Raw genomic sequence first — 12,270 nt, forward strand, 5'->3', positions numbered from 1 at the left:
CGCCACCTTGGTTCGCGACTGCGGGGCTCGCGACCCCGGCTCACTCCTCACGCTCACGGTTTCTCGCCGTCGTAGACCCGGGGTACTCGCGTGCCGCCGAACCGGGTGACGATCTCGTAGTTGATCGTGCCGACCGCCTCGGCCCAGTCGTCGGCTGTCGGTTCGCCGTCGACGCCGCTGCCGAAGAGCGTCGCCACGTCGCCGTCGGCCACCGGGTCGTCGCCGCAGTCGAGCACGAACTGGTCCATGCAGACCCGCCCCGAGATCGTCCGGCGTGCACCGCCGAGCTGCACCGGGCCGGTGTTCGACGCGTGCCGTGGAACCCCGTCGGCGTACCCGAGCGGCACCACTGCCAGGTTCGCGTCGGCTTCCGTGGTGTAGGCGTGCCCGTAGGAGATACCGGTGCCGGCGGGCACCCGCTTGGTGAGCATCACCCGGGCGCGGGCGGTCATCGCCGGCCGCAGCCCGTACGTCTCGCCGGCCACCGGGGACAGCCCGTAGATGGCCAGGCCGGGGCGGACCAGGTCGAAGTGGGTGTCCGGGCGGGTGAGGGTGGCGGCCGAGTTGGCGAGGTGCCGCCAGCGCGGCCGCAGCCCGGCCCGTTCGACCATGGCCAGTCCTTCGTGGAAGACGGCCAGTTGGCGGTCGGTGGTGGGGTGGCCCGGCGAGTCCGCGTACACGAAGTGGCTCCACACGCCGACCACCTCGACCAGGCCGTCGGCCTGCGCCTTGGCTGCGGCGTCCAGCAGCGCGGGCCAGTCGGCGACCGTCGCACCGCCCCGGGACAACCCCGTGTCGATCTTGAGGTGCAGGCGGGCGGGACGCCCGGCGAGGCGACTCGCCTCGATCATCTCGTCCAGTTGCGCCAGGCTGGCCGCGCCCAGGTCCACTCCGGCGCTGACCCCCTCGCGCAGCGGCAATCCGGGGGCGAGCAGCCAGGCCAGCACCGGCACTGTCACCCCGGCCCGCCGCAGGGTGAGCGCCTCGTCGAGGGTGCAGACACCGAGCCAGTCAGCGCCGGCGTCGAGCGCCGCGCGGGCGGCCGGAAGCATGCCGTGGCCGTACCCGTCGGCCTTCACCACTGCCATCAACTCGGCGGTGGTGCCGGAGCGGAGCCTGCTCACGTTCTCGCGGATGGCGTCAAGATCGACGCGTACCTCGGCCTGCCACATGCACCCAGCCTACTTTCCGCCGTGATCACCGCGGGCGGCGACGCACGTCCCGACACGGCGATCCGGGCACCGCAGCCGGAACCGCCCCGTTCAGCCCAGCCGGGCCAGCACCGGACGCAGGGCGGTCGCCACGTCGGGCGCGGTCACCGGCCCACCCCGCGCCGCCTCTCGCCCGGCGAGCCCGTGCAGGTACGCGGCCGAGGCGGCGGCCCGATCGGCGGGTACCCCGGCTGCCAGCAGTGAGCCGAGCAGCCCGGCCAACACGTCGCCGGTGCCGCCGGTGGCCAGTGCCGGGGTGCCGGTCGGGTTGACGTACGCCCGACCGTCCGGCGTGCCGATCACGGTGCGATCGCCCTTGAGCAGCACCACCGCGTTCATCCAGGCCGCCAGCCGCAGCGCGGCGCCGACCCGGTCGGCGCCCGGCTCCTCCCCGCAGAGACGGGTGAACTCCCGGTCGTGCGGGGTGACCACGATGGGCGCGTCCCGACCGCGCAGCCGGTCGGCGAGCGAGCCGTCCACCAGCAGAGTCAGGGCGTCGGCGTCGAGCACCACAGGCACCGGTGCGGCCAGTACGGCGCGCAGCTCGGCCGCCGCGTCAGCACCGGTGCCCAGCCCGGAGCCGCAGACCCAGGCCTGCACCCGGCCCGCGTCGGCGACCCGCCCACTGGCGATCACCGACGGATGCTGGTGCAGCACCTCGGCGCGGGCGCTGCCGGCGTAGCGGACCAGGCCGGTCGGCCCGGCCAGGGCGCCGCCCACGGAGAGCACCGCCGCACCGGGGTAGGTCGCCGAGCCGGTCGCCACCCCCACCACGCCCCTGGTGTACTTCTCCGACGCCGGGCCCAGCCGGGGCCACCAGTCGACCAGGTCGGACCACTCGGTGACCCGCAGCGCCGGGGTGCCGCGAAGCCACTGCCGCAGCCCGATGTCGACCAGCTCGACCTGCCCGGCCAGGGCGGCGGCCGGCCCGACCACAAGGGCGGGCTTCAGCGCGCCGAAGGCCACAGTCACGTCGGCGCGGACCGCGGTGGGCCGGCCGGACGCGGACAGCGGCACGTGGCCGGTGTCGACAGCGACTCCGCTGGGCACGTCGACAGCCAGCACTGTGGCCCGTCCCCCGTCGCGTCCGCGCAGCTCACCGAGGCGCTGGACCACCTCGTCCGCGTTCGCCCGTAGCCCGCCGGTGCCACCGATGCCGACGATGCCGTCGAGGACCAGGTCGACAGGGCCGGCCGGTTCCGGCACCAGCCGGCCACCGGCGGCTCGCAGCGCGGCCAGGCCGGCGGCGTGCGCCCGCCCGGGGGTGAGCAGCAGGGCGGACACCTGGACACCTCGGCGGGCCAACCGCTCCCCCGCGTACAGCGCGTCGCCGCCGTTGTCACCGGAGCCGACCAGCAGCAGCACCCGGCCTCCGTAGACTCCGCCCCGCTCGGCGAGCAGGAGCGCGGCCCGGCGGGCCAGGCCGGCGGCGGCCCGCTGCATCAGCGTCCCCTCCGGCAGTGTGCCCATCAACCCCGCCTCGGCCGCCCGTACGTCGGCCACCCGCCACACCGCTCTCATGCCACCGTGTCCCATTCCATTAGCGGGCGGACCTGACCGGCCCTCCCGGCCGACGTCATCGTTCCGCGACCACCATTGCCGAGGCGATCCCGCCGTCGTGCGACAGCGAGAGATGCCAGTGGTTGACCCCGCGTGCGTCGGCCACCGCCGCGACGGTGCCGGAGACGGCCAGCCAGGGGCGGCCATCCGGGTCGGGCACGATCTCGCAGTCGTGCCAGCTCAGCCCGGCCGGGGCGCCGAGGGCCTTGGCCACCGCCTCCTTGGCGGCGAACCGGGCGGCGAGCGACTCGGGCGAACGCGGGCTGCCGGCGCGGGTGTGCCGCTCGGCCTCGGTGAAGAGCCGGTCGGCGAGCAGCGGCGTCCGTGCCAGGGCCCGGGCGAACCGGTCGACCAGGACCACGTCGATGCCGACAGCGACGATCACCACATCACCCTACCGGCGGTCGAGGCCGCAGATTAGCCGTCGGGCTCGCGCTGGGCAACGCCTGTGGACACCGCGGGGTACGCCTCGACGTCGGCTGTCCACAGGGCACCGCACGACCTTCGGTACGTGCCTAGCGTCAGCGCGTCGATGCCTGTCGTCCATGGGGGTGTGGTCATGACCGACGAGCCGTTCGCCGTGCAGCCGGAGGAGTTGCGGACGGTCGCCGTCCTGCTCGACGACGAGGCGCGCCGGTTGGCGTCGGGCCTCGCGGGGTTGCCCGGGTTGGTGGTGGCGGCGCCCGAGTGGCGAGCTGCCGCGGCGTTGGCCGGGTTGGAGGCGGCCGGGCACGCCTGGTTCTGCCGGCTGGGCGCCCGGGTCGCGGCGACCGCCGGCGGGGTCCGGGTGGCGGCCGAGGCGTACGAGACGGTGGACGACCGGGCCGCCGGCCGGTTCGCCTCCCTACCCCGGTGAGCAGCGTCGGTTACCGCCAGCTGTGGGCTGTCGATCCCGGCGGGTGGCGGGCCGCCGGGGCGGCGTGGGCGGGGTTGGCCGGGCCACTCGATCTGCGCCTCGGCGAGCTACGCGCGGCCACTGGGCGGTTGCGGGGCGGTTGGTCGGGTGCGGCAGCCACGGCTGCGGACATTCGACTCGGCGGTCTGCGTGACGAGCTGGCCTCGATCGCACCCGCGTTGATCGAGGTCGACCAGGTGCTGGCCGAGTTGGCGGGTGGGCTGGCGGTGGCGAAGGCGCGGCTCGCCCAGGCGGTCGCCCAGGCCGATGCGGCCGGCCTGCTGGTGGACCGCTCGGGTGGGGTGCGGGTCGATCCCGCCCGGTTTCGGCCCACCGAGCGGGCCGGGGTCGCCGCGGCGGGGGTGGCCGCGGCCCTGCGGGCCGCGCTCGACGGGGCAGCCGCCGCGGACCGGGTCGCCGCCGACCGGTTGGATGACCTGGCGAGGGCCGCCAGCACCGGTTGGGCGTCCCCGCCCCCGCCGGGCCGACCGACCCTCGGCGCGGCACCCTCGCTGGTCAGCGCCTGGTGGTCCGGGTTGACCCCGGCGCAGCGACGGTGGCTGATCGGGCGCGAGCCGGCCCTGGTCGGGCGGTTGGACGGGCTGCCGGTGGCCGCCCGCGACCAGGCCAACCGGTTACGGCTCGACGCCTGGCGTGCCGAACTGCTGGCCGAGCGGCGACGGCTGCTGTCCCGGGTGCCGCCCGGGCCCCTCGCGTTGATCCGGTTGCGTGGGGTGGCCGGGCGGCTGGCCGGTCTGGACGCGCTGGGCGGGCGGCTGACGGCCGGCGAGGTGCCCCGGGCGTACCTGCTCGGGTTGGATCCGGCGGGTGAGGGCCGGGCGGTGGTGGCGCTCGGCGACCCGGACCACGCCGACCGGGTGCTGACCTACGTGCCGGGGATGACCGCCGGCCTGGACGACGCCTCGGGCGAGCTGGGCAGAGCGGCCCGGGTGCTGGAGCGGTGTGCCGCACTCGCCCCGGATGAGCGCAGCGCGGCGGTGCTCTGGTTGGACTACGACGCTCCGGACCTGCTGAACGAGGCCGCTTCGGCGGGTCAGGCCCGGGACGCAGGCCCGGCGTTGCACCGCTTCCAGGAGGGGCTGCGCGTCAGCCACGACGGGCCGCCTGCCCGGCAGACGGTGCTCGGGCACAGCTACGGGTCGCTGGTGGTGGGGGTGGCCGCCCGGGAGCACGGCCTGGCCGCCGACGCGCTGGTCTTCGTCGGCTCCCCCGGTGTCGGCGCGTCGCACGCCGCCGAGCTGGGTGTGCCGCCCGGGGAGGTCTGGGCGAGCAGCGCCCCCGACGACGTGATCCGGGCGGCCCGGTCACCGGAGGAGCTGGGCCGACGGGCCCTGCTCGGCGCGGCACCACTCGCCGCTGTGCTGGGTTGGCCCGGGCGAACAGGGCACGAGCTGTGGTTCGGCCATGACCCGGCCGACCCCGGCTTCGGTGGGCGGGTGTTCCCGAGCGGTCGAGGCGGGCACACCGGCTACTGGGAAGCGGGAAACCCGGCGCTGGACGGGATGGCCCGGGTCGTGCTGGGCCGGTGACGACGGAACCCCGACCGCCGCGAGGTGCGGCGAGCGGGGTTCCGGACGTGGGCGGTGGCTACTCGACGGTGACCGACTTGGCCAGGTTGCGGGGCTGGTCCACGTCGTGCCCCCGGGCGGCGGCGATCTCGGCGGCGAGCACCTGCAACGGCACGGTGGTGACGAGCGGGGCCAGCAGGGTGGGCGTACGCGGCACGTAGATCAGGTGGTCGGCGTACCGGACGACCGCCTCGTCACCCTCCTCCGCAATCACGATGGTCCGTGCGCCGCGCGCCCGGACCTCCTGGATGTTGGAGACGACCTTGTCGTGCAGCATGCCCCGGCCCACCGGCGAGGGCACCACGCAGATCACCGGGGTGCCCTTGTCGATCAGGGCGATCGGGCCGTGCTTCAGCTCACCGGCGGCGAAGCCCTCGGCGTGCATGTAGGCCAGCTCCTTGAGCTTCAGCGCGCCCTCCAGAGCCACCGGGTAGCCGACGTGCCGGCCGATGAACAGCACTGTCGGTTCGGACTTCAACTCCCGGGCCAGTTCGCGGACGGGCTCGATCCGGTCGAGCAGCTCACGCAGCTTGCCGGGAATCTCCTGCAACTGCGCGACCACGGCGCCCACCTCGTCGGCGAACTTGATCCCGCGCACCTGGGCCAGGTGCAGGCCGATCAGGTAGCAGGCGACGACCTGGGTGAGGAACGCCTTGGTGGAGGCGACGGCGATCTCCGGCCCACCGTGGGTGTAGAGCACGGCGTCGGACTCGCGGGGGATCGTCGAGCCGTTGGTGTTGCAGATCGCCAGCACCCGGGCCTTCTGCTCCTTGGCGTGGCGCAGCGCCATCAGGGTGTCCATCGTTTCGCCGGACTGCGAGATGACCACGATCAGCGTGGACCGGTCGAGCACCGGGTCGCGGTAGCGGAACTCGCTGGCCAGCTCCACCTCGCACGGGATCCGGGTCCAGTGCTCGATGGCGTACTTGGCGACCATGCCGGCGTGGTACGCCGTGCCGCAGGCCACGATGAAGATCTTGTCGACGTCGCGCAGATCCTGGTCGCTGAGGCGGACCTCGTCGAGGGCGATCTCACCGCTCTCGGTGAGCCGGCCCAGCAGCGTGTCGGCGATGGCCTGCGGCTGCTCCTCGATCTCCTTGAGCATGAACCAGTCGTAGCCGCCCTTTTCCGCGGCCGAGGAGTCCCAGTCGATGTGGAAGTCCTTGCCGGTGGCGGGCTGGCCCTCGAAGTCGGTGATCTCGATGCTGTCGCCGGTGATCAGCACGATCTGGTCCTGCCCCAGCTCGACCGCTTCCCGGGTGTGCTCGATGAACGCGGCCACGTCGCTGGCCAGGTAGTTTTCCCCGTCGCCGCGGCCGACCACCAGCGGCGAGTTGCGCCGGGCGCCGACGACCGCACCGGGCACTGCGGCGTCAACCGCGAGCAGCGTGAACGCGCCCTCCAGTCGCTGGCAGACCACGCGCATGCCGGCGGCGAGCAGTTGCGGGCTGTCCGGTTGGCCGGCGGCGCGCAGGTCGGCCAGCGCGGCGGCGAGCAGGTGTGCGGCGCACTCGGTGTCGGTGTCGCTGGTGAACTGGACGCCGTCGGCCTCCAGCTCGGCGCGGAGCTTGGCGAAGTTCTCGATGATGCCGTTGTGGATCACCGCGACCCGCCCGTCGGGGGCGACGTGTGGGTGGGCGTTGCGGTCGGTCGGGCCGCCGTGGGTGGCCCACCTGGTGTGCCCGATGCCTGTGGTGCCGTCACCGATGCCGATCGGGCTGGCCGCGCAGGAGGTCGGGTCGTCGGCGGCCCGCTCGGACAGCACCTTCTCCAGGTTGGCCAGCTTGCCGGCCTTCTTCTCGGTCAGCAGCTGGTCGTCACAGACGATCGCGACGCCTGCCGAGTCGTAGCCACGGTATTCCAGTCGCCGCAGCCCGTCGAGGACGATGCCGAGTGCGGGGCGCGCGCCCGCGTATCCCACGATTCCACACATGGCCCGCAGCCTAACCCAGTTTCACTCATCATGGTTGCTCGAAAGTCGGGTTATCAATCACGGAATCTGAGCGATCGGTGGTCGGGGGTCGCAACGGGACGAGCGTCACAGCCGCTCGCGCCCCGCTCTGACGGGCGGGGTTGCAACACGCCTTCGGGTGCGAAAGTCTCTCGGCGGGTTTGGCGCTCCCGTCCACGGCCCGTTCGTTCCATACCCACTCCCGCCCGGAGCAGCCATGTCCGATACCCCGTCGCCCGACCCAACCCCCTCATCCGCTCCGGAACCGGCCTCCCCCGCACCCCCGCCGGATCCGACGGCGCCGCCGTCCTCGACTCCGTTTCCGGCCCCCGACCCGCTGGCTGCGGGTCAGCCGTGGGCACCGCAGGCCCCCTGGTCGCCGCCTCCGCAGGCCGCGCCGTGGACGCCGCCTCCGCCCGCCACCCAGTGGACGCCACAACCGTCGGCGACGCCGTGGGCACCCGACCCGCAGACGCCGCCAGGGTGGCCCGACGCCCCAGGCGCGCCGTCGGCCGGATCGCCACCGCAAGCGGGGTGGCCCATGCCCGACCGGCAGCCGCCGGCCGCTGGCTGGCAGCAGCCCGGCTATCCGCCGCCCGGTTGGCCGCCGCCCGGCTATCCGCCGCCGTACACCTACCCCGGGTATCCGCAGGTCCCCGGTAAGCCGGCCACGAGCAGCGGGCGGATCGTCGGGATCGTCGTCGCGGCCGTCGTGGCACTCGTCCTGCTCGTGTGTGGCTGCCTCTGCGCGGGTGGTCTGTGGCTCGACACCACCAACCCGGACCCGATCGCCGAGGATCCGTGGGTGGTCCCCGACGACGACGGCTGGACGGAGCCCACCGCTGGGCCGGTAATCCCCGAGCGACCCACCGCGCCGCAGCCGCCCACCGCGTCTCCGACCACCAGCAAGAAGCCGATCACCCGACCGACCTCAGGTCCGGCACCCGTGACCGTCGTCTACGAGCTCAGCGGGTCGGGTGTCGTCGACCTGGCGTACTTCGACGCCGAGAGTGACCTCATCCACGTCGACGGCCAGAAGCTGCCCTGGCGCACCACCATTCGCACCAACGGCAAGACCAGGGTGCTGGTGGAGGCCCGATGGGCCGACGACGAAGGTGAGAGACCACTCGACTGCACAGTCACTGTCACCGGTGCCGGCAAACCGGTCGTCAACAAGACCCGGGGGTACTGGGCGACCAGTTGCGCACCCGAATGAGGCTGGGGTTCGGGCGGCGGGTGGCCGTAGGCTGGCGCAGGTGACGACGAGCACCGATGTCGACCCGCTGGTGGCCCGGATGCGGCCGTTTGGCACGACGATCTTCGCCGAGATGTCCGCCCTCGCCGTACGCACCGGCGCGGTCAACCTCGGCCAGGGCTTTCCCGACACCGACGGCCCGCCGGAGATGCTGGCCGCCGCCGCCGAGGCGCTGCGCAACGGGCAGAACCAGTACCCGCCCGGCCCGGGGATCCCCGCCCTCCGCGCGGCCGTCGCGGCGCATCAGCGGCGGTTCTACGACCTGGGGTACGACCCGGACAGCGAGATCGTGATCACGGCGGGTGCCACCGAGGCCGTCGCGGCGAGCATCCTCGCGCTCTGCGAACCGGGCGACGAGGTGGTCTGCTTCGAGCCGTACTACGACTCGTACGCCGCCTCGATCGCGCTGGCCGGCGCGGTCCGCCGACCTGTGACACTGCGCCCCGCGGCCGACGGTCGGTACGCCTTCGACCCGGCGGCGCTGCGTGCGGCGTTCGGTCCGCGCACCCGGCTGGTGCTGCTGAACTCGCCGCACAATCCGACCGGCAAGGTCTTCACCCCGGCCGAGTTGGCGCAGGTCGCCGAGTTGTGCCAGGAGTTCGGCGCGTACGCGGTCACCGACGAGGTGTACGAGCACCTGGTCTTCACCGACGCGACGGGCCCGCACGTGCCGTTGGCCAGCCTGCCCGGGATGCGGGAGCGGACGTTGCGCATCTCGTCGGCCGGCAAGACGTTCTCCTGCACCGGGTGGAAGGTCGGCTGGGCGAGCGGCCCCGCGGCGCTGGTCTCGGCGGTGCTTCGGGTGAAGCAGTTCCTCACCTATGTCAACGCCGCGCCGCTGCAACCGGCGGTGGCCGTGGCGCTGGCCCTGCCGGACGACTACTTCACCGGCTTCCGGGACGGTCTCCAACAGCAGCGTGACCAGCTCGTCGGTGGTCTGACCGACGCCGGGTTCGAGGTGCTCGACTCGGAGGGGACGTACTTCGTCACCGCCGACATCACCGCCCTCGGCGGCCGGGACGGTGTGGAGTTCTGCCGCTCGTTGCCGGAGCGCTGCGGTGTGGTGGCGGTGCCCACCCAGGTCTTCTACGACGATGTCGACGCGGGCCGGCGGCTGGTCAGGTTCGCCTTCTGCAAACGCCCGGAGGTGCTGACCGAGGCGGTCACCCGGCTGCGCGCCCTGACCCCGGGCCGCTGACGTCGATTTGGCACCTGCGGGGGCTGTGGAGCTGATGCCGCGAACGGTTCAGCTCCACAGCGTCCAGTTGTCCTAGGCGACCGGGCTCGCGGTACGGACCAGCTCGGCGATCCGCTCGGCCACCGCACGGGCGGTCGCCTCGGTGGCCGCTTCGACCATCACCCGGACCAACGGCTCGGTGCCCGACGGGCGCAGCAGCACCCGGCCGGTCTCCCCCAGCTCCGCCTCGGCCCGCTCGACCTCGGCGCGGACGGCGGGTGCGGCGGCACCGATGGTCCGGTCGCCGACCGGCACGTTGATCAGCACCTGGGGCAGCTTGGTGACCACCGAGGCCAACTCGGCGAGGGACTGGCCGGTGGCCGCCATCCGAGCCATCAGGTGCAGGCCGGTGAGCACCCCGTCGCCGGTGGTGGCGTGCGCTGGCATCACGATGTGGCCGCTCTGCTCACCGCCGAGCGCCAGCCCGGAGGCGCGCAGCTCCTCCAGCACGTACCGGTCACCGACCTTGGTCTCGATCAGGCGGATGCCCTGCGCGGACATCGCGAGCCGCAGCCCGAGGTTGCTCATCACGGTGGCCACCAGGGTGTCCTGGGTGAGCGTGCCGGCGTCCCGCATGGCCAGCGCGAGGATCGCCATGACCTGGTCGCCGTCCACCTCGTCGCCGTCGGCGGTGACCGCCAGGCAGCGGTCGGCGTCGCCGTCGTGGGCGATGCCCAGGTGGGCACCGTGCTCGACCACCGCGGCGCGCAGCGCCTCGATGTGGTTGGAGCCACAGTCATCGTTGATGTTGAGCCCGTCGGGCTCCGCGTGGATGGCGATGACCTCCGCGCCGGCCTCCCGGTAGGCGACGGGGGCGACCTCGGCGGCAGCGCCGTTGGCGCAGTCGACCACTACCTTGATCCCCTCGAGCCGGTGCCCAACGGTGCCCACCAGGTGCTGGACGTAGTGGTCGGCACCGTCGAGAAGGTCGTGCACCCGGCCGACGCCGGCACCGATCGGCCGGTCCCAGGCGGTGGTGGCGTTCGTCTCGACGGCCGCCTCGATCTGCATCTCGATCTCGTCGGGCAACTTGTGCCCACCGGCGGCGAAGAGCTTGATGCCGTTGTCCGGCATGGGGTTGTGCGACGCGGAGAGCATCACACCCAGGTCGGCCTTGGCCTCCGCGGTGAGGAACGCCACCGCCGGGGTGGGCAGCACGCCGACCCGCACCACGTTGGCGCCGGCACTGGTCAGCCCGGCGACGACCGCGGCCTCCAGCATCTCGCCGCTGGCGCGGGTGTCGCGACCAACCACGGCGAGCGGTGGATGACTGCGGTCCGTCTCGGCGAGTGTGTGCGCGGCGGCCACCGCGAGCGCCAGCGCCAATTCCGGGGTGAGATCCGCGTTCGCCCGCCCGCGTACGCCGTCCGTGCCGAACAACCGACCCATACCCGCCAACCTCCGAATGAGCACTACCAGTGAGGAGAAAGCGGAACGGCCGACCCACCTCCCCCACCGAGGGGAGGCGGACCGGCCGTCCGTCAGAAGTACAACGCGCTGGGAAAGATCAGCGCTTCGAGTACTGGGGAGCCTTACGGGCCTTCTTGAGACCGTACTTCTTGCTCTCCTTGACGCGGGCGTCACGGGTGAGGAAGCCGGCCTTCTTCAGGGCCGGGCGGTCGTCCGGCTCGTTGATGATCAACGCGCGGGCGATGCCCAGCCGGAGCGCACCGGCCTGGCCGGTGGTGCCGCCGCCACGCAGGTTGGCGATGACGTCGAACTGCTCGGGCTTCTCGGCGGTGACCAGCGGGTCCTTGATGAGCTGCTGGTGCACCTTGCTCGGGAAGTACGCCTCGAGGTCCTGGCCGTTGCAGGTGATCTTGCCGGTGCCCGGGATGAGGCGAACCCGGACGATGGCCTCCTTGCGGCGGCCCACGGTCTGGATCGGCCGGTCACCACGAGGCGCGCGGGCAACGGGCGCCGGTGCCTCGGTGACCTCGGGGGCCTCGGTGGCTTCCGGGGTGACCTCGGTCTCGATGATGTCGGTCATGCTGCTTCCTTCGCCCGCGCTCACTGCGCGATCTGCTTGATCTCGAACGGCACCGGCTGCTGCGCGAGGTGCGGGTGCTCGGCACCGGCATAGACCTTCAGCTTCTTGATCAGCTGACGGCCGAGCTTGTTGTGCGGGAGCATCCCCTTCACGGCCAGCTCGATGGCCCGCTCGGGACGCTTGGTCAGCAGCTCGTCGTAGCCGATCTGCTTCAGACCACCCGGGTAACCGGAGTGGCGGTAAGCGACCTTGGTCTGGCGCTTGTTGCCGGTCAACGCAACCTTGCCCGCGTTCACGATGACGACAAAGTCGCCCGTGTCGACGTGCGGCGCGAAAGTCGGCTTGTGCTTACCACGCAGCAACGTGGCGGCGTGGGTGGCCAGGCGGCCCAGCACGACATCAGAGGCGTCGATGACGTGCCACTGACGCTCGATCTCACCCGGCTTCGGGCTGTACGTACGCACAGGTCTACCTTGTCTCGTCGTCGGTCTGGGGTCGCGCGCCGAGGTGACCAGATCTAGCAGGCCGGACCAGCGCGCACGAACGACCAAGCGTACCTGATGGGGCACGCCTCTGGATGTC

General features: G+C 72.9%; 11 protein-coding genes. 4 read left to right on the plus strand and 7 right to left on the minus strand.

The genetic code is table 11. From position 1 onward, the window contains the following. Positions 1-53 precede the first annotated feature (53 nt). The 3 genes from alr to AB0K35_RS05985 form a co-directional block, all read right to left on the minus strand. Positions 54-1,172 carry an alanine racemase gene (gene alr / locus AB0K35_RS05975; protein ID WP_363884005.1) on the minus strand — a complete coding sequence of 373 codons (1,119 nt, stop codon included), beginning with the start codon at positions 1,170-1,172 and terminating at the stop codon, positions 54-56. Between the two features lie 90 nt (positions 1,173-1,262). Then, positions 1,263-2,732, minus strand: a complete 1,470-nt coding sequence (locus AB0K35_RS05980; RefSeq protein WP_238667576.1) for an NAD(P)H-hydrate dehydratase — start codon at positions 2,730-2,732, stop codon at positions 1,263-1,265. Positions 2,733-2,787: 55 nt separating this feature from the next. After that, complete coding sequence (locus AB0K35_RS05985; protein WP_238667575.1) at positions 2,788-3,156, minus strand: holo-ACP synthase; 369 nt, start codon at positions 3,154-3,156, stop codon at positions 2,788-2,790. 174 nt (positions 3,157-3,330) lie between these two features. Between AB0K35_RS05985 and AB0K35_RS05990 the strand changes: the two genes are divergently transcribed. Together AB0K35_RS05990 and AB0K35_RS05995 are read left to right on the plus strand one after the other, a co-directional pair. Beyond that, positions 3,331-3,627: a type VII secretion target gene (locus tag AB0K35_RS05990; protein ID WP_363884007.1), complete on the plus strand. Its 297-nt coding sequence runs from the start codon at positions 3,331-3,333 to the stop codon at positions 3,625-3,627. Next, positions 3,624-5,216 (plus strand): alpha/beta hydrolase, encoded by a 1,593-nt coding sequence (locus AB0K35_RS05995; protein ID WP_363884009.1) that lies wholly within the window; start codon positions 3,624-3,626, stop codon positions 5,214-5,216. The genes AB0K35_RS05990 and AB0K35_RS05995 overlap by 4 nt, the downstream gene beginning before the upstream one ends. 58 nt (positions 5,217-5,274) lie before the next feature. Here AB0K35_RS05995 and glmS read toward each other — a convergent pair whose 3' ends face one another. Continuing rightward, positions 5,275-7,188 carry a glutamine--fructose-6-phosphate transaminase (isomerizing) gene (gene glmS / locus AB0K35_RS06000; RefSeq protein ID WP_238667571.1) on the minus strand — a complete coding sequence of 638 codons (1,914 nt, stop codon included), beginning with the start codon at positions 7,186-7,188 and terminating at the stop codon, positions 5,275-5,277. A 559-nt stretch (positions 7,189-7,747) separates the two neighbouring features. Between glmS and AB0K35_RS06005 the strand changes: the two genes are divergently transcribed. Both AB0K35_RS06005 and AB0K35_RS06010 read left to right on the plus strand, forming a co-directional pair. Next, positions 7,748-8,422 (plus strand): MmpS family transport accessory protein, encoded by a 675-nt coding sequence (locus tag AB0K35_RS06005; RefSeq protein WP_363884011.1) that lies wholly within the window; start codon positions 7,748-7,750, stop codon positions 8,420-8,422. A gap of 40 nt (positions 8,423-8,462) precedes the next feature. Next, positions 8,463-9,659, plus strand: a complete 1,197-nt coding sequence (locus AB0K35_RS06010; protein ID WP_363884013.1) for a pyridoxal phosphate-dependent aminotransferase — start codon at positions 8,463-8,465, stop codon at positions 9,657-9,659. A 72-nt stretch (positions 9,660-9,731) separates the two neighbouring features. On the opposite strand, the gene glmM is transcribed toward AB0K35_RS06010, so the two are convergent. From glmM to rplM, 3 genes are all read right to left on the minus strand, one after another. Continuing rightward, the gene (glmM, locus tag AB0K35_RS06015) at positions 9,732-11,087 is read right to left on the minus strand and encodes a phosphoglucosamine mutase (protein ID WP_238667568.1); all 1,356 of its coding nucleotides are present in this window, start codon (positions 11,085-11,087) and stop codon (positions 9,732-9,734) included. Positions 11,088-11,205: 118 nt separating this feature from the next. After that, on the minus strand, positions 11,206-11,688 hold the full coding sequence (gene rpsI, locus AB0K35_RS06020; protein WP_238667566.1) for a 30S ribosomal protein S9: 483 nt from the start codon (positions 11,686-11,688) through the stop codon (positions 11,206-11,208). A 20-nt stretch (positions 11,689-11,708) separates the two neighbouring features. Next, positions 11,709-12,152, minus strand: a complete 444-nt coding sequence (gene rplM / locus AB0K35_RS06025; RefSeq protein WP_053653864.1) for a 50S ribosomal protein L13 — start codon at positions 12,150-12,152, stop codon at positions 11,709-11,711. Between the last annotated feature and the right edge of the window lie 118 nt (positions 12,153-12,270).

This window comes from Micromonospora sp. NPDC053740 (genome assembly GCF_040677775.1).
Lineage (GTDB): Bacteria > Actinomycetota > Actinomycetes > Mycobacteriales > Micromonosporaceae > Micromonospora > Micromonospora alfalfae.

Excerpts from the sequence above, each read along its gene's own strand:
- rpsI (WP_238667566.1), bottom strand. The coding sequence starts at position 11,688 with ATGACCGACATCATCGAGACCGAGGTCACCCCGGAAGCCACCGAGGCC.
- glmM (WP_238667568.1), bottom strand. The coding sequence starts at position 11,087 with ATGGGTCGGTTGTTCGGCACGGACGGCGTACGCGGGCGGGCGAACGCG.
- AB0K35_RS05990 (WP_363884007.1), top strand. The coding sequence starts at position 3,331 with ATGACCGACGAGCCGTTCGCCGTGCAGCCGGAGGAGTTGCGGACGGTC.
- alr (WP_363884005.1), bottom strand. The coding sequence starts at position 1,172 with ATGTGGCAGGCCGAGGTACGCGTCGATCTTGACGCCATCCGCGAGAAC.
- AB0K35_RS05980 (WP_238667576.1), bottom strand. The coding sequence starts at position 2,732 with ATGAGAGCGGTGTGGCGGGTGGCCGACGTACGGGCGGCCGAGGCGGGG.
- glmS (WP_238667571.1), bottom strand. The coding sequence starts at position 7,188 with ATGTGTGGAATCGTGGGATACGCGGGCGCGCGCCCCGCACTCGGCATC.
- AB0K35_RS06005 (WP_363884011.1), top strand. The coding sequence starts at position 7,748 with ATGCCCGACCGGCAGCCGCCGGCCGCTGGCTGGCAGCAGCCCGGCTAT.